The organism is Microbacterium aurugineum (assembly GCF_023101205.1).
Lineage (GTDB): Bacteria > Actinomycetota > Actinomycetes > Actinomycetales > Microbacteriaceae > Microbacterium > Microbacterium aurugineum.
The window spans coordinates 2,460,229-2,482,488 of record NZ_CP078078.1; the positions used below are offsets into that span (position 1 = coordinate 2,460,229).

Genomic DNA, 22,260 nt, shown 5'->3' on the forward strand with positions numbered 1-22,260 from the left:
CCTATCCCGTCAGCGCGACCAACCGCACCAGCCGGAGGCGGGATCGCGGTTCGATCGTGACGATGTCGTCGAGGTCGGTGATCCGGACATCGTCCAGAAAGGCGAAGAAAAGTTCGTCGTTGAACGCCTCGACCGCGCGGATGTAGGCGGTATCGAAGGTCGGAGGAGCAGGGAGTTCGCGAGGCTCGCGCCCGTAGCGGCCTGTGGACGCGCCCTCGACCAGATCGGCGGGCGTGAGGATGTGCAGCAGAGCCGAACGCGAACGATGCGCCTCGTACGCGACGAGCCCTTGCTCGACGAGGGTGCGCAGCAGCATTCGCAGCGAACGGTCGCCGTCGAGTTCGGGAAGATCGAGCGCCTCGCCGACCGCACGGCTGCCCAGCGTGGCGGTCTCGACGATCATGCGCCTCATTCTGGCATGCGCCTCGGACATCTCCGGACGCACCGACGCCCACGGTCGCTCGCGCTCTCCCCGGCCCCTCAGGTCTCCCCTGAGCACCGCGCGATTGTCGGACGCCGGTGCGAGAATGCCCAGATGATGCTCGCAGAGCTGGTCACCACAGCCGATCGCGTCGGGGCCACGTCGTCCCGGCTCGACAAGACCGACGCCCTGGCCGAGCTGCTCGCGCGCGCGGATCCATCCGAGCTGCCCGCGCTGATGGGACTGCTGCTCGCCTCGCCGCGGCAGGGCCGGCTCGGCGTCGGATGGCGCGGACTCACGGCTCTCGACATCACGCATGCCGACGATCCCTTGCTGAGCGTCGGCGACGTCGATGCCGTGCTCGACGTGCTGGCCGCGACCTCCGGTTCCGGTTCGGCCGCCGCCCGCACCGGCATCCTCGTCGATCTGGCTGCGCGCGCCACGGCCTCGGAGTGGGACTTCCTGGTTCGCGCGATGCTCGGCGAGCTGCGCACCGGGGCCCTGTCGGGAGTGCTCCTCGATGCGATCGCGCGGGCCTCCGACCGTCCGGCCGCCGTCGTGCGCCGCGCGGCGATGTTGTCGGGCGACCTCGGCGAGACCGCCCGCATCGCCCTCACCGGAACCGCAGAAGACCTCGAATCCGTCGGACTGCAGGTCGGGCGCCCCGTGCTCCCGATGCTCGCGGCGACCGCGGCGACGACGACTGCGGCGCTCGAGATCACGGGTGAGGCGTCGGTCGAGTACAAGCTCGACGGCGCCCGCATCCAAGTGCACCGTCAGGGAGACGACGTCGGCGTCTACACCCGGAGTCTGGCCGACATCACGCACCGTGTGCCGGAGCTCGTCGAGGTCGTGCGTGCGCTTCCGGTGAACGATGTCATCCTCGACGGCGAGACGCTCTCGCTCGATGAAGACGGAGGGCCGCGCCCATTCCAGGAGACGATGTCGCGGTTCGGGGCCGAGGTGTCGAGAGACCTCGTGCTACGGCCGTGGTTCTTCGACGTGCTGCACGTGGATGGGCGCGACCTGCTCGACGAGCCACTCTCCGTGCGGCTGGCAGAGCTGGAACGCGTGGCCGGCGACTGGCGGATGCCCGGGCTCGTCACCGCCGATCCGGAGGCCGCCGAGCGTCTCTCGCGCGACGCCCTCGCCGCGGGCCATGAGGGAGTCGTGGTCAAGGCGATCGACGCCCCCTACGCGGCCGGTCGCCGAGGCAAGTCGTGGGTCAAGGTCAAACCCGTGCTGACCTTCGATCTGGTGGTCCTCGGCGCGGAGTGGGGTTCCGGCCGCCGTCGCGGTTGGCTGTCGAACCTGCACCTGGGCGCCCGCGACCCGGAAGGCGAGTTCGGCGACCCCGGCGGGTTCGTCATGGTCGGCAAGACGTTCAAGGGCCTCACCGATGAGCTGCTGAAGTGGCAGACCGAGCACTTCCCCGAGCACGAGTCGCACCGCACGGCCTCGACCGTGTTCCTGCGCCCGGAGATCGTCGTGGAGATCGCGATCGACGGCGTGCAGCGCTCCCCGCGCTATCCGGGGGGTCTCGCCCTGCGCTTCGCGCGGGTCAAGGGGTACCGGGACGACAAGTCGCCGGGTGAGGCCGACACGATCCAGGCGCTTCGGGCGCTGCTGCGCGGGTGACGCGCGATCAGGCCGAGGGCGCCAGCCCGAGATCCTCTTCGCGCACGGTGCCGCGGAAAGACCACGGGAAGTTGATCCAGAGGTCGGTGTCCTTCCAGGCGAAGTCGGGCTGGATGATGGTCGACGGCTTGGTGTAGATCGTGACGGACCGCACGTCGGCACCCTTGTCCTTCAGCAGTTGCACGGCGAGCGCGAGCGTACGCCCGGAGTCGGCGACGTCGTCCACGAGCAGCACCCGGCGTCCGTCGAGGTACGCCATGTCGAGCTCCGGCGGAAGCACCTCGGGCGCATCGAGCACCGTGCCGATCCCGGTGTAGAACTCGACGTTGATCGCACCACAGTTCTTCGCACCGAGACCGTAGGCGATGGCACCGGCCGGAAGCAGACCGCCCCGCGCGATGGCCACGACCACCTCCGGCTCGAAGCCGCTGGCGAGGATGTCCCGTGCCAGATCACGCGTCGCCGCTCCGAAGCCATCCCAGGTGAGCGTCTCGCGCTCGATCGATGCATCTGTCATCTGAGCATTCTCCCGCATCGGCCGGCACCCTCCGCCGGTAGAATGGGCGGGTCCGGCCACGCCGGTGCCTGAAAAAGAGGCACGAAGCACTCCACGACGACGCGGAGGCGAGACACATACGGATCCCGCAGTTCCTCCGTCCCTGTCTCGAAAGGCTTTCGCATGCCCACCGTGTCCGCGCACGTCGCCCTCACCCTCGCCCAGCACATCGACGCCGTCTTCGGGGTGATGGGAAACGGCAACGCCTACTTCCTCGATGCGCTCGAGAAGCAGACGGAGGCCACGTTCACCGCCGTCCGCCACGAGCAGGGCGCCGTGGTCGCCGCCGATGCCCACTTCCGCGCATCCGGGCGGATCGCCGCGGGCACCTCGACGTATGGCGCCGGCTTCACCAACACGCTCACCGCCCTCGCCGAGTCCGTGCAGGCGCACGTGCCGCTCGTGCTCGTGGTCGGCGATGAACCCACCTCGGGTCCCCGTCCGTGGGACGTCGATCAGATCGCGCTCGCCTCGGCCGTCGGCGCGCGCACGTATACCGTCGGTCGTGCGGACGCCGCGGCCACCACCGTCATCGCGATCGAGCACGCCCTCACGTATCGGGTTCCCGTCGTGCTGGCGATCCCCTATGACGTGGCCTCTCTCGAAGCCGGGGAGGTGCCCGCTGCTCCGTCGCCGCGCGTTCCAGCGCCGCTCGCCCCGCGCGGGGAGTTCGCCGAGGGGATGCTCGACCAGATCGCCGCCGCCCTGGCCGGCGCCGAACGCCCGTTCCTGCTCGCCGGCCGCGGCGCCTGGCTCTCCAGCGCGAGCACGGCCCTGGGCGAGCTCGCCAAGGCCACCGGCGCGCTGACCGCGTCGTCCGCCCTCGGTCGTGGAGTGTTCCCCGAGACGAAGTACGACCTGGGTGTGACCGGCGGCTTCGGTGCGGACGGCGCGATGGAACTGATTCACACTGCCGACGTCGCCGTCGTGTTCGGCGCGTCACTGAACCAGTTCACGATGCGATTCGGAGAGCTGTTCGCGCCGGGCACGACGGTGTTCCAGATCGACATCGCACCCGCGGCGACGCACGCACACGTCGGCGGCTTCGTCCGCGCGGACGCGCGACTCGCTGCCGAAGCACTCGTGGACCGCATCGGCACGACCACGATCGCCGCCCCCTGGCGGGAGAGCGTCGATGTCGCCTCCGCCCGCGCCTACGACGACGGGGACGACCTCGCCCCCGACGGGCGCCTCGACCCGCGCTCCGCGGCGCGGCGCATCGCCGAGATGCTCCCCGAAGATCGGATCGTGGTCTCCGACGGCGGGCACTTCATCGGATGGGCGAACATGTACTGGCCGGTCGCCGCGCCCGATCGCATGATGATGGTCGGCACCGCATTCCAGTCGATCGGTCAAGGCTGGCCGAGCGTCGTCGGTGCCGCCCTGGCACGGCGCGAGTCGACCATCGTCCTCACCTCCGGGGACGGCGGCGGACTGATGGCGATCGCCGACCTGGAATCCGCGGTCCGCGCAGCCGGCGGCCGGGGGATGGCCGTCGTGTGGAACGATGCGGCGTACGGTGCCGAGGTGAACCTGTACGGCCTCAAGGGGCTGGCAGAGGCCCCGATGCGCATCCCGGAGGTCGACTTCGCGGCTTTCGGTGCCGCCGTCGGCGCAGAAGGTGTCGTCGTGCGCACCCTCGCCGACCTCGATCGACTCGAGGCATGGACCGCCGAAGCCCCCTCGTCGCGTCGGTTCCTGCTGCTCGACCTGCGCATCTCCGGGGATGTCATCGCCCCGTACCAGCAGGAGATCATTCGCGTGAACTCCTGACCACGGCGGTCCAGTAGGCTCCTCGCCATGCCCGATCACACGCAGGTCCTGCGATACAGCGCCTTCGCGGCCACGCCCGGCGGCGGCAACCCCGCCGGAGTCGTCCTCGACGCATCCGCCCTCGACGACGACACGATGCAGCGGATCGCCGCGGACGTCGGGTTCTCCGAGACGGCGTTCCTGGTGGGCACCGACTCACACGACGGCGCACCTCGGGTTCGGGTGCGGTACTGGTCCCCGGCTGCAGAGGTGCCCTTCTGCGGTCATGCGACCGTGGCGACCGCGGTTGCTCTCGCTGAACGGGATGGGCCGGGAACCGTGGTCTTCGACACCGCGGCGGGGAGGGTGACGCTGCAGTCGGAGACGGATGCGAACGGAACCGTCACCGTGTCGTTCACGAGCGTGGAGCCGGAGGTGCGTGATCTCGAAGTGGGCGTGCGCGACCGGCTGCTGGCGCTGCTCGGGCTCCTCCCCTCCGACCTGGATCCGCGATTCCCGGTGCAGGAGGCGTTCGCGGGCAACTGGCATCCGATCGTCTTCCTGGCGGACCGGGAGCTGTTCCATCAGTTCCGCTTCGCCCCGGCCGACGTCGCCGCCCTCATGCGGGATCAGGGCTGGCTCGGGACAGTGACGGTGCTCCATGCCGACGACCCCGCCGAGATCGAGGCGAGGAACCTGTTCCCGGTCGGACGCATCACCGAGGATCCGGCTACCGGTTCCGCGGCCGCAGCGACGGGAGCGTATCTGAGGCACCGAGGTGTCCCCCTGTCCACGACACGCATCCGCCAGGGCGCGCACGTCGGGCGCCCCAGCGAACTCCTGGTCACGATCCCGGAGCGGGGCGGCATCGTCGTCTCCGGAGGCGCCACCCGCATCGAGTGACGCGGTCACTCTGACAGACTCGGAAGATGCCGGGACTCCATCACGTCGAGCTGTGGATCGTCGACCTCGATGCCGTTCGATCAGAGTGGGGCTGGATCCTCTCCAGGCTCGGTTTCACGAGGGCAGACGCGTGGACCGAGGGGGAAACCTGGACCGGTGGTGGCGCCTACCTCACCCTCACGACCTCGCCGAACCTCTCCGATGCGGTGCACGACCGCCGACGCGCGGGACTCAACCACCTCGCGTTCCAGGGTGGTGCCCGGAGCGATGTGGACGCGATCATGGCTGAGGCAGCCGACCGGGGTTGGCGCCCGCTCTACGCAGACCGCTACCCTCACGCGGGCGGAGACCAGCACTACGCCGGATGGCTCGAAAACGCCTCCGGGTTCAAGATCGAGGTGGTCGCGGAACGCTAGGCGCCGTAGTCGGGAAGCTCCTGCAGCGTCCAGGAGTTGCCGTCGGGATCGTCGAAGGACACGAAACGCCCCCACGCGAGTTCGTCGACCCCTCGCGCCTCGACACCGAGCCCCTTCAGGTGAGCAAGGGCCTCGTCCGCATCCGGGATCACGACCTGGATCGTGTTCTGCTTCCCGGGCTCGAGGTCGATGCCCAGCCCCGTGCCGAAAGCGATCGAGCATGCCGATCCGGGCGGCGTCATCTGCACGAAGCGGAGTCCTTCGACCGGAGTCTGGTCCCAGTCCGCGTGGAAGCCGACCTTTTCGTAGAAGGCCTTCGACCGGTCCACATCGGTCACCGGCACGAAGATGAGTTCGATCTTCCAGTCCATCACACCCTCCTCTCGGGCGCCTTCGCCCGTCGGCATCCACGGTACGCGCGGGCACCGACATCGCCGCAGAGCGGGGTCCGGATCGTCAGATCCATCCCTTGTCGAGTGCGATCTGCACCGCCTGGGCCCGGTTGCCCGCCCCGGTCTTCCCGATCGCCGCGGACAGGTGGTTGCGCACCGTGCCCGCGGAGAGGAACACCTCGGCGGCGATCGCCGCCGCTGAGCGTCCGTCCGCCGCGAGGCGGAGCACCTGCTGCTCCCGATCGCTCAGCGGGTTGGCTCCCTCGAACAGGCTGTCCGCCGCGAGCACGGGATCGAGCACGCGAAGCCCTGCATGCACCCGACGCACAGCCTCCGCGAGCTGTTCGGCCGGGGTGTCCTTCACGATGAAGCCGCTCGCCCCGGCGTCCAACGCCGAGCGCAGGTAGCCCGGTCGGGCGAAGGTCGTGACGACGAGCACCCGCGTCCCGGCACTCGCCTCGCGGATGCGGCGCGTCGCCTCCACACCGTCCATCCCCGGCATCTGGATGTCCATCAGGCACACATCCGGTCGCAGCTCCGTCGCGAGCCGCACCGCCTCTGCTCCCTCGGAGGCCATGCCGATCACGTCGAGGTCGGGCTCCAGATCCAGCAGGGCTCCGAGCGCCCCGCGCACCAGCGCCTGATCGTCGGCGATCAGCAGACGGATCGTGCGGCCGTCCTGCGACATGCTCACCACGTCACCTCCACCCGTGTGCCGGAGCCTCCGGAGGCATCCGCCGGCCCGATGACGAATCCTGCGCCCGCGGCCGCCGCGCGCTCGCGCATTCCGTGGATGCCGTTCCCTTCGCTCCCGCTGATGCCCACCCCGTCGTCCTCCACGATCATGCGTCCGGGCGCGAGTCGTACGAGCACCGTGCGCGCCCGCGAATGGCGGAGCGTGTTGGTGGTCGCCTCGCGCAGGATCCAACTCGCGGTGAGCGCCTGGGCGGGAGACAGCGCGCCGGGCTCACCGTCGACCCGCACCTCGATGTCGGCCGCGCGGAAGGAATCCTGCGACGACGCGAGTTGCTCCACGAGCGTCGTCGCACGCGCTCCCGCCACCGTCGAGCGCACACCCGCGATCGCCTCGGCGGTGAGTCGCTCGATGTCGGCGAGCTCAACCTTCGCCCGCTCCGGATCGGAGTCCATCAGGCGCCGCACCAGCTGCGCCTTGAGCCCGACGACCGTCAGCGAATGGCCGATCAGGTCGTGCACATCGCGGGCGACGGCTTCGCGTCCTTCGCTGGTCGCCAGCTCGAGGCCCAGTCGCTCCGCCTCCGCGGAACGGATGATGAGCCAGGTCGACACGGTGTTCACGACACCGAGCAGGACCACGATGGCAAGCACGGAGAGGTAGGTGAAGCCGCCGGGGATGAGGAAGACGCAGGCCACGGTGACCACGACGGCGCCGATCGTCGTGATCCAGTGCCAGACACGGGTCAGGCCATAGGAGGCGAACGACATGATGAACGGCAGGAAGCTCAGGGCCGATCCCCCCTCGGCCGGGACGGAGATCAGCGCGCAACCGATCAGCGCGGCGAAGGTGGTCCACTGCCGCCTCGACGGTGGGCGTCCCAGTCCCCCGCCCCCGCGCATGCCGTGGATGAAGCCGGTGATGTAGAGGACGACGAAGACGAACAGAGCGATCCAGCCGACGACGACCCAGGCCGGTGCCGCCTCGGAGTGCACCAGCGCTATGACCGGGTACACGAGGAACACGAGCCAGATCACGGCCATCAGCCAGCCGAACCGCGCCCACGGGTCCTTCCCGGTGGCGCGGCGTGCGCCGGGAGCCGACCAGGCCGCCGGGGCCGCACCCGCCGCCGCGAAGGTCGCGGCTTCGTGGGAGGGCCCCGGTGACTCCGGGCGATCCGGATTCGTGTGCTGCGTCATCCGTCCAACCTACTGTCGGTGCGCACCGCTACTGGCGCGCCCGCGAGCGCTTGATTCCCATCGTCACCAGCAGGACGAACAGCGCGAGCCACACGGCGACGTTGAGGAACAGCATCCACAGTTCGTCGGTCTGCCCCGTGGTGAGCACGCCCTCCGTGAGCGGCCAGCGACTCAGCGCGACGAAGCCGTACAGAGGGGTGAACCGAGCGATGTCGAGCATCACACCGTCGAGCGGCATGAAGACGTTGCCGAAGAACGCGAAGAACGTCATCGAGATGGAGGCGAGCGCCGCCGCGGAGTCCGAGCTGAAGAAGAGCCCGACACCGAGGCCGAACAGTCCGTAGATCAAGCCGATCCCGAGGATGATGCCGGCGGTCGCGACCCAGCGCCAGGCATCCTCGACCTGTGCCCCTGTCATGATGCCTGCGGTGAAGACCGCCAGCAGGGCCAGCGTCGCGAAGGAGACGGCGGTGAGCAGCTTGGTCACCGCGTAGCCGGCGGTGGTGAGCGGGGTCATCGCCAGCTGGCGCCCCCACCCCTGCTTCGCCTCGGTCGCGGCGAGGGAGGTGAGCGAACTCATCGCCACGGCGGTGCCGTAGGCGGCCATCGACGTCATCACGTAGAACGAGACGTTGCCGTTGCCGGCCGACAGGGAGCCGTAGCCCATCCCGGCACCGAACAGCAGGTACATCGCGACCGGCATGGCCAGAGTGAACGCGAGCGTGTAGGGATTGCGCAGCTGGCGGACGCCTTCGATGCGCAGCATGGTGGGTGAGACGAGCATGTCAGTTCTCCGTCAGCGCCGTGAAGGCGGTTTCGAGGGTGGGAGCGGCGATCTCGAGATCGTGAGCGCCGTGGTCGAGGAGGAGGCGGGCGACGGCATCGGAGTCCGCGGCCCGCAGGCTCACCCGGTCACCGTCCAGGCGCACGTCCGCGATGCCCTCCGTGGCCACCAACGTGGCGACGAGGGTCGTCGAGGTCTCGGCGACGGTCGCCGACACGGTGCGCTCTCCGAGGCTTGCACGCAGCAGCGCGGTGGGAGCGTCTGCGACGACCGTGCCGCGGTGCATCACCACGGTGCGGCGTGCGAACTGCTCTGCCTCTTCGAGGTAGTGGGTGGCGAAGATGATCGTGCGACCGGCATCCGCATCCGCCCGCATCACGTCCCAGAAGTGACGACGCGCGGTGACGTCCATGCCCGCCGTGGGCTCGTCGAGCACGAGGATGTCGGGGTCGGAGACCATCGCGAGCGCGAACTTCACCCGCTGCTGCTCGCCGCCGGAGCACTTCGCGACGCGGCGACGGGAGAGGTGATCCAGATCGGCGCGAGCCATCACCTCGGGAACCCGTCCCAGCGCGTCCGATCCGTGCAAGGAGGCGATGAGGCGCACGGTCTCGCCCACGGTCAGGTCGCCGAGCAGGCCGCCGGTCTGCAGCACGGCCCCGATCGCCCCACTCGACGTCGCGCGTCCGGGCGTGACACCGAGCACCCGCACGGTACCGCTGCTGGGTTCGGTGAGTCCGAGCAGCATGTCGAGTGTGGTCGTCTTGCCCGCGCCGTTGGGGCCGAGCAGCGCGACCACCTCACCGCGTCGGATCGACAGGTCCACGCCGTCGACCGCGTGCACGCGGCGGTCACCCACGCCGAAGTGTCGCTTCACGGCGCGCAGTTCGAGCACCACGGGATCATCGTTCGGGACCTCGGATGCCGGTCGCGCGGTGACCCGCGTCGCCGACTCGTCCACGGAGGAGTTGTTCATGCCTCCAGCCTCGCCCGTCACGGCAGCCGAGTCCGGAGGGCAGTGTCATCTCCTGGACATGACACGTGTCATGTCCAGGCCCCCGTCCCCCCTCCCGCTCCGTCCCCTCCGTCCCCGCCCCCGGAATGAAGGAGAACTCACGAGATGAAGGAGCAGATGGCCTGAACGCTCCTTCTTTTCGTGAGTTCTCCTTCAGGAGGAGCGGCCCGCCCTGCCGCTGGAGCCTGCCGCTGGAGGCGGAGAGGGAGGCAGAGAGAGAGGGAGGCGGAGAGGGAAACGGAGCGCAGGGCTCCGGCGCCTCACCCCGCGGGAAGGAACGCGCCGTCGAGGAAGTCCGCCAACGCAGCCGTGTCATCGAGCGGGAAGATCGCCGCGACGTACTGGTCGGGTCGTACGACGACCACCACTCCGTCGCGCGACAGCTCACGCGCCGCGAAGATGTCGGTCTCACACCACTTGCTGGGGCCCGCTGCGTAGACCTTCTCCCAGTCGGTGAGCCCGAGGGGGCCGGTCTTCGGCTGGAACAGCGCGGGAGCCGAAGTCACTTCCACCTCTTCGAACGGCTGCTGGTAGACCGCCTTGACGTCGAAGAGTGCATCCACGTCGGCATCGGCCGGGGTGAAGCGGGCGAAGAGCGGCTCGGCCTTCTCCGCCCAGGCGGCGAGCGCGTCACCGGTGCGGTCGCCGAACGCATAGACACGCCAGCGTCCGTCGGCCTTCGCGTGATGGCCCAGGTGGATGACGTTGCCGTCGCCGACCCGCACGACCTCGGCTGACTTGAAGCGCTTGCCGAGCGGATAGCCGGTCGCGAGCGCCTGATGGGCGTCTGTTCCGGTGATCATGGACGAGGTGTACTGCGTCATGAACCCGGAGGGGAACTCGGCGGTGGCGAGGTAGTAGGTCGCCAGCTCGTTGGGGTCGGAGATCTCCTCCGGCTTGCGCGCCATCAGCGTCGACCACTCCCGATCGAAGTCGATGAGCTGCTGTGCCACCGGTCGCCGTTCCGCACCGTACGTCGCCAGCAGCGTCTCGGGGGCGCGCCCCGTGAGGACCGAGCCGAGCTTCCAGCCGAGGTTGAAGCCGTCCTGCATCGAGACGTTCATTCCCTGGCCGGCCTTGGCGCTGTGGGTGTGGCAGGCGTCGCCGGTCAGGAACACCCGCGGGGTGCGTCCCGATTCGTCGATCACGTCGTCGAAGCCGTCGGTGACCCGGTGACCGACCTCGTACACGCTGTGCCAGGCGACCTCGCGTACGTCGAGCGTGTACGGGTGCAGGATCTCGTTGGCCCGGCGGATGATCTCCTCGATGGGCGTCTGCCGCACCCGGTGGTCATCGTCGTCGGCGACTTCACCCAGATCGATGTACATGCGCGAGAGGTACCCGCCCTCACGCGGGATGTGGAGGATGTTGCCCGCTTCGGAGTTGATCGCACACTTGGTGCGCCAGTCCGGGAAGTCGGTGTTGACGAGGACGTCCATCACGCCCCATGCGTGCGCCGAGGACGCTCCCACGTGCGTCCGCCCGATCGCCTGTCGCACACCGCTGCGCGCGCCGTCGCAGCCGACGACGAACCGGGCACGGATGGTCCGTTCCTCGCCGACGCGCTCCCCCGCGACGTAGCGGATCCCCACCTCGACCGGGTACGCGCCGTCGTCGTGGACGGTGAGGCCCGTGAACTCCACGCCGTAGTCGGGGACGATCCTGCCGGGGCCGTGCGCAGCGGACTCGGCGAAGTAGTCGAGGACGCGCGCCTGGTTGACGATCAGGTGCGGGAACTCGCAGATGTCGTAGGCGTAGTCGGACGTGCGGGAGGTGCGGACGATCTCGTCGCGCTTGTCAGGATTCGGGCCCCAGAAGTTCATCCAGCCGATGTTGTACGCCTCGGCGATGATCCGCTCGGCAAATCCGAACGCCTGGAACGTCTCGACGCTGCGTGGCTGGATGCCGTCCGCCTGACCGAGCGGGAGACGTCCGCCGCGCTTCTCGATGATCCGGGTGGAGATGCCGGGGTACTGCGACATCTGAGCGGCGAGCAGCATGCCTGCGGGTCCGGAGCCGACGATGAGCACGTCGATCTCGTCCGGGATGTCGGCGGGCCGGTCTGCACCGATTCCGGCGGCATCCTGCACGCGCGGGTCAGCGGAGACATAGCCGTGGTGGTGGAACTGCATCGTCGTCGATTCCTTCCGGACTTCTTCGTCGGTCTTGCCTGCGGGTCTTGCTTTCGTCGAACGCTGTGTTCTATATTCGAACATGCTGTTCTACTATTGAACACAGCGTAGTCCGCGGCGCCGCACATCGCAAGGGAGCACCCGCATGCCCGAGAACACGAAGACCTCCCCCGCCTCGCAGACCCTGAGCCGCGGCATCCGCATCCTCGAAGTCCTGGCCGACGCGCGCGGGGCGCTCACGATCGACGAGATCTCTGCCCGCCTCGGGGTGCACCGCTCGATCGCCTACCGCCTGGTGCGCACACTCGAAGACCACCGCCTGGTGACGCGCGATGCCGCGGGGGCCGTGGGTCTCGGCGCCCGGATGGCGGCGCTCGCCGCCGGTGTCGCCCATGACCTCCAGGCCGAAGCGCTCCCCGAGCTCACCGCGATCGCCAACGAGCTGGGCATGACCTGCTTCCTCGCCGTGCTCGACGGCGGGGAGTGCATCACGCTGGCGAGTGTCGAGCCCCGCCATGCGGTCGCCAGTGTCGCGCAGCGCCCCGGCGCCCGGCATCCCGTCACCGTCGGCGCACCGGGCAAGGCCATCCTGGCGCAGCTCCCGCCTGCCGAGTGGCCGGCGGGCGCCCCCTCCTCCCTCCCCGCAGACGTCGAGACGACGAAGGACCGCGGCTTCGCGACCAGCCACGACGAGGTCATCCCCACCGTGCAGTCGGTGGCGGTACCGCTCGCGCTCCGGGGTCAGCGCCCGGCCGCGATCGCCGTCGTGCACGTGGCGACCGCGCTCGATGATGCCGCGATCGCCGCGCGCCTCCAGCGTTCGGCCGAGGCCATCCGCGACTCCCTCGCCGGCTGACCCGGCCACAACAGCGCGTGCGGGATCAAAAACGCGCGCCTACGGGTGAGTAGACGCGCGTTTTCGATCCCGCAACGGGGCGAAGAGCGAGACGGGGCGAAGAGCGAGACCGGAGCGGGTCAGGCCTTCGCGAGTCCGTGGATCGGGCTGACGGACTGCTCCGCCTCGTGGTCCGGTCCGAGCGGAATGCCGGAGCGATCGCGCAGCAGCAGCGTGGCGATCAGTCCGAGAACCGTCATCCCGGCGAGGTACCACGTGACGGCGTCCGTCGAGCCGGTCGCGCTCACGATGGCGGTGGCGATCGTCGGTGCGAACGCCCCTCCGGCGATCGCGCCGATCGCGTAGGAGATGGACACTCCCGAGAAGCGGATGCTCGCAGGGAACAGTTCGGCGTACAGCGCCGCCTGCGGGCCGTAGGTGAAGCCGAGACCGATGGTCAGGATCGCGAGACCGGCGAACAGCAGACCGATCTCGCCGGTGTTCACGAGCGGGAACAGGGTGAACACACCGATCAGCTGCAACACCCATCCGATGACGTACGTCGTACGACGGCCGATGCGGTCGGACAGCCATCCGGCGAGAAGGGTCGTGAGCAGCCAGGTGACGGCAGAACCCGCGACAGCCCAGAGGACCGGTCCGCGCTCGAGGCCGATCGACCCCTCGGGGTTGGTCGCGTAGCCCTGGATGTATCCGCCGGTGGTCATGTAGCCGACGGCGTTGTTGCCGGCGAACACCAGCGCCGCGATGATGACGAGCAGCAGGTGCTTGCGGAACAGCTGCGCGATCGGCATCTGCGCCTTCTCCTTGCGCGCAGCGAGTTCGGTGAAGACCGGGCTCTCCTCGACCTTGCGACGCACGTAGTAGCCGACGAGGATCAGCACCACGCTGAGCAGGAACGGCACCCGCCAGCCCCAGGCCATGAACTGCTCGCCGGGAGCGATCACGGTCATCAGCGCCATCACGCCCGAGGCGAGGAGCAGGCCGAGGGGAACGCCGATCTGCGGCGACGCGCCGAAGATGCCGCGCTTCTTGCGCGGAGCGTGCTCGACGGCCATCAGCACCGCGCCGCCCCACTCACCGCCGGCGGAGATGCCCTGGATGATGCGGAGCAGCACCAGCAGGATCGGCGCCGTGATCCCGATCGTCTCGTACGTGGGCAGGAGACCGATGAGCGCCGTCGCGGCGCCCATCAGGATGAGTGTCCACATGAGCACGGTCTTGCGCCCGAGCTTGTCGCCGTAGTGCCCCGCGAGGAAGGCGCCGAGCGGGCGGAAGAGGAAGCTGACGCCGACCGTCGCGAAGGCGACCAGCGCACTGTTCGCGCCCAGGGGCTCGAAGAACAGCTGCCCGAAAACGAGTCCGACCGCTGTGGCGTAGATGAAGAAGTCGTACCACTCGACGGTGGTGCCGACGACGGTTGCGAAGACGACGCGGCGCCGATCGGCCGATGTCGCGATGGTTCCGGTGGGCGTGAACCCATCCTGTGACTGCCCGCTCATGGGGTGTCTCCTTCTGGTTGTGACCGCATTGTCACGGCGCGCAGCGGAACGGATCCAAATGCTTGCCGAGGGGTGAACCGATGATATATGATTTCGAATACGACGCACAAGGCGTCGCAGACGAGCGCGAGGAGGCGCCCCGTGACGGAGACCATCAGCCGCCCCGGCAAGATCATCGCGATCCATCTGAGCTACGCGTCCCGTGCTGATCAGCGCGGCAGGCGCCCCGCCTCCCCCTCCTACTTCTTCAAGCCGGCGAGTTCCGTCGCCGCCTCGGGAGGCACGGTCGAACGCCCCGCCGGCACCGAGCTGCTCGCCTTCGAAGGGGAGATCGCCCTCGTGATCGGCACGGCGGCGCGTCGGGTCCCGCTCGCCGAGGCCTGGTCGCACGTCAGCGGGGTCACCGCATCGAACGACCTCGGCCTGTACGACCTCCGCGCGAACGACAAGGGCTCGAACGTCCGCTCCAAGGGCGGCGACGGCTACACACCGCTCGGCCCGGACGTCATCGACGCCCGCTCGGTCGACCCCGAAGCCCTCCGCGTGCGCACCTGGGTCAACGGCGAACTCCGCCAGGACGACACCACGGCGGGGCTCATCTTCCCCCTCGCGCAGCTCGTGGCCGACCTCTCCCAGCACTTCACCCTCGAACCCGGCGACGTGATCCTCACCGGCACCCCCGCCGGCTCCTCCGTCATCGTCCCCGGTGATGTCGTCGAGGTCGAGGTGGACGCCCCGACCGCTCCCGGCGCCCCGACCTCGGGCCGACTCATCACCACCGTGACGCAGGGCGATGTCCCGTTCGACGGCGACCTCGGCTCACTCCCCGCCGTGGACGATCTGCAGCGCACCGAGGCCTGGGGGTCGCGCGAGGAAGCCGGCCTCCCCCCTGTCGAGAAGGCTTCCGCGCTCTCGCCCGAGCTGCGGACGCTGCTCCTCGAAGCCCCGACCGCCGGGCTCTCGGCGCAGCTCCGCAAGCGTGGCCACCACTCCTGCTTCATCGACGGGGTGTCGGTCAACATCCCGGGTCGCAAGATCGTCGGCACCGCGAAGACGCTGCGGTTCGTGCCGTTCCGCGAAGATCTCTTCACGACCCACGGCGGCGGGTACAACGCCCAGAAGCGCGCCTTCGACGCGGTCGACGAAGATGAGGTCATCGTCATCGAGGCACGGGGCGACGCCACCACGGGCACCCTCGGCGACATCCTCGCGCTCCGGGCGAAGACCCGCGGGGCGGCCGGTGTGGTCACCGACGGCGGGGTCCGCGACTTCGATGCCGTGGCCGAGATCGGTCTGCCGGTGTTCTCCCAGGGCGCGCACCCGTCGGTCCTCGGACGCAAACACGTGCCGTGGGACGTGGATGTCACGATCTCCTGCGGCGGGGCGACCGTGCAGCCCGGCGACATCATCGTCGGCGACAGCGACGGCGTGATCGTCATCCCCCCCGGCCTGGCGGAAGAGGTCGCCGCCGATGCGGTCGCCCAGGAGATCGAGGACGCCTGGATCGCCGAGCAGGTCGCCGCCGGGCACCCGGTCGACGGGCTGTTCCCCCTCAACGCGGAGTGGCGCGCCCGCTACGAGGCCGCCACGTCCGACCGGGGACAGCGATGACCACGGTCGCCAGCACCAGCAAGTCGGAGCAGGCGTACACCTGGATCCGCTCCCGCATCGCTGCACACGTCTTCGGCCCGGGATACCGCCTGGTGCTCGGCGCGATCGCCGAGGAGCTCGACATGAGCGTGGTCCCGGTCCGGGAAGCGATCCGCCGTCTCGAAGCCGAAGGTCTCGTCACGTTCGAACGCAACGTCGGCGCGCGGGTGACGCTCGTGGACGAGAGCGAGTACGCGCACACCATGCAGACCCTGGGGCTCGTCGAGGGCGCCGCCACCGCGCTCTCCGCTCCCCTGCTCGACGCCGACGCCCTCGCCGAGGCCGCGGAGGTGAACGAGCGCATGACGCGACTGCTCGACCACTTCGACGCACACAGCTTCACGGAGTTGAACCGTCAGTTCCACTCCGTGCTGTTCGCCCCGTGCCCGAACCCGCATCTGCTCGACCTCGTCCATCGCGGCTGGGCCCGGCTCTCCGGCATCCGCGACACCACGTTCGCGTACGTCCCGGGGCGCGCCCACCACTCGGTCGACGAGCACACGCAGATCCTCGAACTCATCCGCGAAGGGGCCGACCCGCTCGAGATCGAGCTCGCCGCCCGCAACCACCGTTGGCGCACGAGGGACGCGTTCCTCGATGCGCTGCACACCCGTACCGCTCACGCCACAGGAGAACCGTCATGACTGATTCGCGCATCCCCGCCGACCTTCCCGACCACATCCAGCACTACATCGACGGCGCGTTCGTCGACTCCGTCGACGGCGACACGTTCGATGTCCTCGACCCGGTCACCAACCAGGCCTACACGACCGCCGCCGCCGGGAAGAAGGCCGACATCGACCTCGCGGTCGCCGCCGCGAGGCGTGCATTCGACGAGGGCCCCTGGCCGCGGATGCTCCCCCGCGAGCGGTCGCGCGTGCTGCACCGGATCGCGGACATCGTCGAGTCGCGCGACGCCCGCCTGGCCGAGCTCGAGTCCTACGACTCCGGCCTCCCGATCACTCAGGCTCTGGGTCAGGCCCGTCGCGCCGCCGAGAACTTCCGCTTCTTCGCAGACCTCATCGTGGCGCAGTCGGACGATGCGTTCAAGGTTCCCGGCCGCCAGATGAACTACGTCAACCGCAAGCCGATCGGCGTCGCGGGCCTCATCACACCCTGGAACACGCCCTTCATGCTCGAGTCGTGGAAGCTCGGCCCCGCGCTCGCGACCGGCAACACGGTCGTGCTCAAGCCCGCCGAGTTCACCCCGCTGTCCGCCTCGCTGTGGGCGGGCATCTTCGAGGAGGCCGGTCTTCCGCAGGGCGTCTTCAACCTCGTGAACGGCCTGGGCGAAGACGCGGGCGACGCGCTGGTCAAGCACCCCGACGTGCCTCTCATCTCCTTCACGGGCGAGAGCCGCACCGGACAGATCATCTTCGGCAACGCGGCCCCGTTCCTCAAGGGCCTGTCGATGGAGCTCGGTGGAAAGTCGCCGGCTGTGGTCTTCGCCGACGCCGACCTGGAAGCCGCCGTCGACGCCACGATCTTCGGTGTGTTCTCCCTCAACGGCGAGCGCTGCACGGCAGGATCCCGCATCCTCGTCGAGCGCTCGATCTACGAGGAGTTCGTGGAGCGCTACGCGGCGCAGGCGAAGCGCGTGAAGGTCGGCTACCCCCACGATCCGGCCACCGAGGTCGGCGCGCTCGTCCACCCCGAGCACTACGACAAGGTGATGAGCTACGTCGAGATCGGCAAGACGGAGGGGCGCCTGGTCGCCGGTGGCGGTCGTCCGGAAGGCTTCGAGGAGGGCAACTTCGTCGCCCCCACCGTGTTCGCCGACGTGTCCCCCGACGCCCGCATCTTCCAGGAGGAGATCTTCGGGCCGGTCGTCGCGATCACGCCGTTCGACTCCGACGAGGAGGCACTGTCGCTCGCGAACAACACGAAGTACGGGCTCGCCGCCTACATCTGGACCAACGACCTCAAGCGCGCACACAACTTCGCGCAGTCCGTCGAGGCCGGCATGGTCTGGCTGAACAGCAACAACGTGCGCGACCTCCGCACCCCGTTCGGCGGTGTGAAGGCCTCGGGTCTCGGCCATGAGGGCGGCTACCGCTCGATCGACTTCTACACCGACCAGCAGAGCGTGCACATCACGCTCGCGGCCCACTCGCACAACCCGACCTTCGGCAAGAACTGACCCTCTCCCCGCGCTCCGGTCGCGATATGTCACCCTATTCGGCTCAGAACGCTGACATATCGCGACCGGAACCCCCAAAGCAAGGACGCTGACATGACCGACAAGACCGCAAAGACCCTGACCTCCTCGGGCTACTACGTGAGCCAGGAGGCACCGATCCAATCGGACAACCCCGTCACGACCCCGAAGAGCACGCCACCGGACATCCTGCGGTGCGCGTACATGGAGATCGTGGTCACCGACCTGGCCGCCTCGCGACAGTTCTACGTCGACATCCTCGGCCTGTACGTGACCGAGGAGGACGAGCAGGCGATCTACCTGCGCTCGACCGAGGAGTTCATCCACCACAACCTGATCCTGCGTCAGGGGCCGATCGCCGCCGTGGCCGCGTTCTCCTACCGGGTGCGCACGCCCGAAGACCTCGACCGCGCCGTCGAGTTCTACACCGAACTGGGCTGCGACGTCCGCCGCGACGAGAACGGCTTCGTCAAGGGCATCGGCGACTCCGTGCGTGTCGTCGACCCGCTCGGCTTCCCCTACGAGTTCTTCTACGCGACGGACCACGTCGAGCGTCTGTCGTGGCGCTACGACCTGCACACCCCCGGTGAGCTCGTGCGTCTGGATCACTTCAACCAGGTCACCCCTGATGTGCCGCGCGCGGTGCGCCACTACCAGGACCTGGGCTTCCGGGTCACCGAGGACATCCAGGACGACGAAGGCACCGTCTACGCCGCCTGGCTGCGCCGCAAGCCGACCGTCCACGACACCGCGACCACCGGAGGCGACGGTCCGCGCATGCACCATGTGGCCTTCGCCACGCACGAGAAGCACAACATCCTCGCGATCTGCGACAAGCTCGGTGCTCTGCGCCGGTCGGACGCGATCGAGCGAGGCCCGGGTCGTCACGGCGTCTCGAACGCGTTCTACCTGTACCTGCGCGACCCCGACGGCCACCGCGTCGAGATCTACACGCAGGACTACTACACGGGCGACCCCGACAACCCGGTCGTGACGTGGGATGTGCACGACAACCAGCGCCGCGACTGGTGGGGCACCCCGGTCGTGCCCTCCTGGTACACCGACGCCTCGCTCGTGCTCGACCTCGACGGCAACCCGCAGCCCGTGACCGCGCGAACCGACTCCAGCGAGATGGCCGTGACCATCGGCGCCGACGGCTTCTCGTACACGCGTGCCGACGAAGGCGAGAAGTCGATGCCCGAGTACAAGCAGGGCGAGTACAAGCTGGGCCACCAGCTCTAGGAGGCACGGATGCTGTCAGAGGAGACGATCGCGCAGATCGCCGCAGAACTCGCGGAAGCCGATCGCACGCACGCGGTGATCCCCCGGATCACAGCGCGATACCCGGAGGCCACGGTCGAGGATTCGTACGCGATCCAGGGCGTCTGGCGCGACACCCAGATCGCCGCGGGTCGCCGCCTCGTCGGGCGCAAGATCGGTCTGACGTCGAAGGCGATGCAGCAGGCGACGGGTATCACCGAGCCGGACTACGGGGTGATGTTCGACGACACCGTCCACGAGTCGGGCGCAGAGATCCCGGTCGACCATTTCTCGAACGTGCGCATCGAGGTCGAGCTGGCGTTCGTGCTGAAGAAACCGCTCGAGGGGCCGGACTGCACCCTCGAGGATGCCCTGGAGGCGATCGACTACGCCGTCCCAGCACTCGAGGTGCTGAACTCCCACATCGAGCTCGAGGGGCGCACGATCGTCGACACGATCAGCGACAACGCCGCCTACGGCGCGATGGTTCTCGGAACGGTCCACCGTCGTCCGGACGAGATCGATCTGCGATGGGTGCCGGGGGTCCTCTCCCGCAACGGCGAGATCGAGGAGACGGGGGTCGCCGCCGGAGTGCTCGGCCACCCGGCCACCGGAGTGGCGTGGCTCGCCAACAAGTTCCATCAGCACGGCGCGCGTCTCGAGGCGGGCGAGATCATCCTGGCAGGATCGTTCACGCGCCCGATGTGGGTGTCGCGCGGCGATGACGTGCTGTGCGACTACGGACCGATGGGAACTGTCGCATGTCGCTTCGTCTAGATCCGTCGTTCCGAGAGCAGCTCGCCGCCACCGATCGTCCGTCCGTGGGGATGTGGGTCTGCTCGGGCAGCCCGCTCCTCGCCGAGGTCGCCGCAGGCTCAGGACTCGACTGGCTGCTGATTGACATGGAGCACTCGGCGAACACCCTCGACACGGTGCTCCTGCAGCTCCAGGCGGTCGCCACGTACCCGATCACCCCGGTCGTGCGCGTCCCCTCCAACGACACCGTCGCGATCAAACAGGTCCTCGATCTCGGGGCGCAGAACCTGATCGTCCCGATGGTGTCATCCGCCCCGGAGGCACGCGCCGCGGTCGCCGCCACCCGCTATCCCCCGGCCGGCGTCCGCGGGGTGGGCAGTGCGCTCGCACGCAGTGCCCGGTGGAACCGCGTCGACGACTACCTTCAGGAGTCCGCGCAGCACACTTCCCTCACGGTCCAGATCGAGACGACCGCCGGGGTCGAAGCCGCTGCCGAGATCGCCGCGGTCGACGGTGTCGATGCGGTGTTCGTCGGTCCGTCCGATCTCTCGGCCTCGATGGGCCTGCTCGGCCAGCAGACCCATCCCGACGTCACGGCCGCGGTCAAGACCGTGTTCGATGCCGTCACGGCCGCCGGGAAACCGGTGGGTGTCAACGCCTTCGACCCCGCCACGGCAGACGCCTACCTCGCCGCCGGTGCCGACTTCGTGGCGGTCGGCGCGGACGTCGCACTGCTCGCCCGTGCCTCCGAGGCCCTCGCCGCACGCTTCATCCGCGCGGACGGGAGCGCACGCGCCAGCTACTGACCCCTCGAATCGCGCAACCGGCTGCCTCGGTGGCCTGGAGGGGAGCATGTGCGCGATTCGAAGGTGCCCGCCGTGGCAAGATGATCGGATGCGCACGAGCGAGTCCAGGAGATGATCCGCGGCCTCGCCGCGATGCAGGACCGGAACTTCCGCTGGTTCTTCCTGGCACGCGCGATCACCATGATCACCGGCTCGATGTCGTCGATCGCACTCGCGTTCGCCGTGCTGGAGATCGACAACGACGCGCGTTCGCTGTCCTTCGTCCTCACCGCGTTCACCGTCAGCAACATCGTGTTCGTGCTGTTCGGCGGCGTCATCGCCGACCGTCTGCCGCGCGCTCTGATCATCCAGGCCTGCTACGTGGTGGACATCCTGTCCATCGGCGCGATCGCGGCCCTCCTGTTCACCGGCAATGCGACGATTCCGCTGCTCGTGCTGCTCTCGATCGTCAACGGTGCTTCGACCGCCTTCGTGCTCCCCGCGATGCAGGGCATCATCCCGCAGCTCACGACCCCCGAGCATCTGCAACAGGCCAACGCGATGCTGTCGTTCGTCCGTTCCGCCGTCACGATCGGCGGTCCGGTCCTGGCCGGGATCCTCGTGGCCACGGCCGGCCCCGCGTGGGCGATGGTGGTCCAGGCCGCGGGCTGGGCGGTCGCGATCCCGGTGCTCGCGCTCGTGAAGCTGCCGCCGCCCTCGCATGCCGGCGGCACCACGATGTTCCATGACCTGCGGATCGGGTGGCGGGAGTTCTGGAGCCGCTCCTGGTTGTGGACGGTCGTGCTGGCCTTCATGGTCATGAACGCGATCCACATCGGTGCCTGGGGCGTGGTCGGCCCCTACATCGCGAAGAACAACGACCTCCTCGGGATCACGGGGTGGGGATGGGTGCTCAGCGCCGAGGGTGCCGGCGTGCTGCTGATGACACTGCTGCTGATGTGGTTCCCGCTGCGGAGGCCGCTGCGCTACGGCATGATCGGCATCGCCGCGTTCGCGATCCCGGTGACGATACTGGGCGTCCATCCCGCCGTGGTCCTCCTCGCGATGGCCGCCTTCATCGCGGGTGCCGGCGCCGAGGTCTTCAGCACCGGATGGAACCTCGCGATGATGGAGAACATCCCCGGCGAGAAACTCTCCCGGGTCGCGAGCTACGACATGCTCGGCAGCTTCGTCGTGATGCCGATCGGCACGCTGATCTACGGCTGGCTGATCACGCACGCGGATCCTGCGACCGTGCTCGTGACCTCGGGCGTCGTCTACGCGTCGATCGCGCTGGTCACCCTGATGGTGCCGAGTGTCTGGCGGATGGGTCGACCGGAAGCGATCACGAAGACCCCGGCCGAACTAGCGGATTCATAGCATCTCCGGGGAGA

21 protein-coding genes are annotated in these 22,260 nt (G+C 68.9%); 12 read left to right on the top strand and 9 right to left on the bottom strand.

The window, feature by feature from the left end; all coding sequences use genetic code 11:
* Position 1: 1 nt before the first annotated feature.
* Positions 2-403 carry a hypothetical protein gene (locus KV397_RS11860; protein ID WP_261811347.1) on the bottom strand — a complete coding sequence of 134 codons (402 nt, stop codon included), beginning with the start codon at positions 401-403 and terminating at the stop codon, positions 2-4.
* A 132-nt stretch (positions 404-535) separates the two neighbouring features.
* Between KV397_RS11860 and KV397_RS11865 the strand changes: the two genes are divergently transcribed.
* Positions 536-2,059 carry an ATP-dependent DNA ligase gene (locus KV397_RS11865; protein WP_261811348.1) on the top strand — a complete coding sequence of 508 codons (1,524 nt, stop codon included), beginning with the start codon at positions 536-538 and terminating at the stop codon, positions 2,057-2,059.
* A gap of 7 nt (positions 2,060-2,066) precedes the next feature.
* Here KV397_RS11865 and KV397_RS11870 read toward each other — a convergent pair whose 3' ends face one another.
* On the bottom strand, positions 2,067-2,576 hold the full coding sequence (locus tag KV397_RS11870) for a phosphoribosyltransferase (RefSeq protein ID WP_047522748.1): 510 nt from the start codon (positions 2,574-2,576) through the stop codon (positions 2,067-2,069).
* Between the two features lie 162 nt (positions 2,577-2,738).
* Here KV397_RS11870 and KV397_RS11875 point away from each other — a divergent pair, with 162 nt between their 5' ends.
* From KV397_RS11875 to KV397_RS11885, 3 genes are read left to right on the top strand one after another with little or no spacing between them, the layout of a single operon-like run.
* Entirely contained in the window at positions 2,739-4,388 is a 1,650-nt protein-coding gene (locus KV397_RS11875; protein WP_261811349.1) for a thiamine pyrophosphate-binding protein, read from the top strand.
* Between the two features lie 27 nt (positions 4,389-4,415).
* Positions 4,416-5,270 carry a PhzF family phenazine biosynthesis protein gene (locus tag KV397_RS11880; RefSeq protein ID WP_131494429.1) on the top strand — a complete coding sequence of 285 codons (855 nt, stop codon included), beginning with the start codon at positions 4,416-4,418 and terminating at the stop codon, positions 5,268-5,270.
* A gap of 26 nt (positions 5,271-5,296) precedes the next feature.
* A complete protein-coding gene (locus KV397_RS11885; protein ID WP_261811350.1) occupies positions 5,297-5,686 on the top strand; it encodes a VOC family protein in 390 nt (129 codons plus the stop codon).
* Here the strand turns inward: KV397_RS11885 and KV397_RS11890 are convergent.
* The 6 genes from KV397_RS11890 to KV397_RS11915 form a co-directional block, all read right to left on the bottom strand.
* Positions 5,683-6,057 (bottom strand): VOC family protein, encoded by a 375-nt coding sequence (locus KV397_RS11890; protein WP_047522708.1) that lies wholly within the window; start codon positions 6,055-6,057, stop codon positions 5,683-5,685. The two genes, KV397_RS11885 and KV397_RS11890, sit on opposite strands and share 4 nt — an antisense overlap.
* A gap of 85 nt (positions 6,058-6,142) precedes the next feature.
* Positions 6,143-6,766: a response regulator transcription factor gene (locus KV397_RS11895; protein WP_261812673.1), complete on the bottom strand. Its 624-nt coding sequence runs from the start codon at positions 6,764-6,766 to the stop codon at positions 6,143-6,145.
* Positions 6,767-6,768: 2 nt separating this feature from the next.
* Positions 6,769-7,971, bottom strand: coding sequence for a sensor histidine kinase (locus KV397_RS11900; RefSeq protein ID WP_261811351.1), 1,203 nt, complete (start codon positions 7,969-7,971; stop codon positions 6,769-6,771).
* 28 nt (positions 7,972-7,999) lie between these two features.
* Positions 8,000-8,755: an ABC transporter permease gene (locus KV397_RS11905; protein WP_261811352.1), complete on the bottom strand. Its 756-nt coding sequence runs from the start codon at positions 8,753-8,755 to the stop codon at positions 8,000-8,002.
* A gap of 1 nt (position 8,756) precedes the next feature.
* Complete coding sequence (locus tag KV397_RS11910) at positions 8,757-9,731, bottom strand: ABC transporter ATP-binding protein (protein ID WP_261811353.1); 975 nt, start codon at positions 9,729-9,731, stop codon at positions 8,757-8,759.
* Positions 9,732-10,030: 299 nt separating this feature from the next.
* Positions 10,031-11,902: an FAD-dependent monooxygenase gene (locus tag KV397_RS11915; protein ID WP_153243731.1), complete on the bottom strand. Its 1,872-nt coding sequence runs from the start codon at positions 11,900-11,902 to the stop codon at positions 10,031-10,033.
* Between the two features lie 145 nt (positions 11,903-12,047).
* Here KV397_RS11915 and KV397_RS11920 point away from each other — a divergent pair, with 145 nt between their 5' ends.
* On the top strand, positions 12,048-12,758 hold the full coding sequence (locus KV397_RS11920; RefSeq protein WP_134353208.1) for an IclR family transcriptional regulator: 711 nt from the start codon (positions 12,048-12,050) through the stop codon (positions 12,756-12,758).
* 119 nt (positions 12,759-12,877) lie between these two features.
* Here KV397_RS11920 and KV397_RS11925 read toward each other — a convergent pair whose 3' ends face one another.
* Positions 12,878-14,257, bottom strand: a complete 1,380-nt coding sequence (locus tag KV397_RS11925) for an MFS transporter (RefSeq protein WP_256536018.1) — start codon at positions 14,255-14,257, stop codon at positions 12,878-12,880.
* Between the two features lie 141 nt (positions 14,258-14,398).
* Between KV397_RS11925 and KV397_RS11930 the strand changes: the two genes are divergently transcribed.
* The 7 genes from KV397_RS11930 (at position 14,399) to KV397_RS11960 (ending at position 22,246) form a co-directional block, all read left to right on the top strand.
* Complete coding sequence (locus KV397_RS11930) at positions 14,399-15,868, top strand: fumarylacetoacetate hydrolase family protein (protein WP_407665262.1); 1,470 nt, start codon at positions 14,399-14,401, stop codon at positions 15,866-15,868.
* A complete protein-coding gene (locus KV397_RS11935) occupies positions 15,865-16,551 on the top strand; it encodes a GntR family transcriptional regulator (protein ID WP_131492447.1) in 687 nt (228 codons plus the stop codon). Before KV397_RS11930 ends, KV397_RS11935 begins: the two co-directional genes overlap by 4 nt.
* Positions 16,548-18,047 (top strand): 5-carboxymethyl-2-hydroxymuconate semialdehyde dehydrogenase, encoded by a 1,500-nt coding sequence (gene hpaE, locus KV397_RS11940; protein ID WP_131492449.1) that lies wholly within the window; start codon positions 16,548-16,550, stop codon positions 18,045-18,047. The genes KV397_RS11935 and hpaE overlap by 4 nt, the downstream gene beginning before the upstream one ends.
* Before the next feature lie 93 nt (positions 18,048-18,140).
* On the top strand, positions 18,141-19,307 hold the full coding sequence (gene hpaD / locus KV397_RS11945) for a 3,4-dihydroxyphenylacetate 2,3-dioxygenase (protein ID WP_131492451.1): 1,167 nt from the start codon (positions 18,141-18,143) through the stop codon (positions 19,305-19,307).
* Positions 19,308-19,316: 9 nt separating this feature from the next.
* Positions 19,317-20,102 (top strand): fumarylacetoacetate hydrolase family protein, encoded by a 786-nt coding sequence (locus tag KV397_RS11950; RefSeq protein WP_047522684.1) that lies wholly within the window; start codon positions 19,317-19,319, stop codon positions 20,100-20,102.
* The gene (locus tag KV397_RS11955) at positions 20,087-20,887 is read left to right on the top strand and encodes an HpcH/HpaI aldolase family protein (RefSeq protein WP_261811355.1); all 801 of its coding nucleotides are present in this window, start codon (positions 20,087-20,089) and stop codon (positions 20,885-20,887) included. The genes KV397_RS11950 and KV397_RS11955 overlap by 16 nt, the downstream gene beginning before the upstream one ends.
* Positions 20,888-20,998: 111 nt before the next feature.
* The gene (locus KV397_RS11960) at positions 20,999-22,246 is read left to right on the top strand and encodes an MFS transporter (protein WP_261811356.1); all 1,248 of its coding nucleotides are present in this window, start codon (positions 20,999-21,001) and stop codon (positions 22,244-22,246) included.
* Positions 22,247-22,260: the final 14 nt, after the last annotated feature.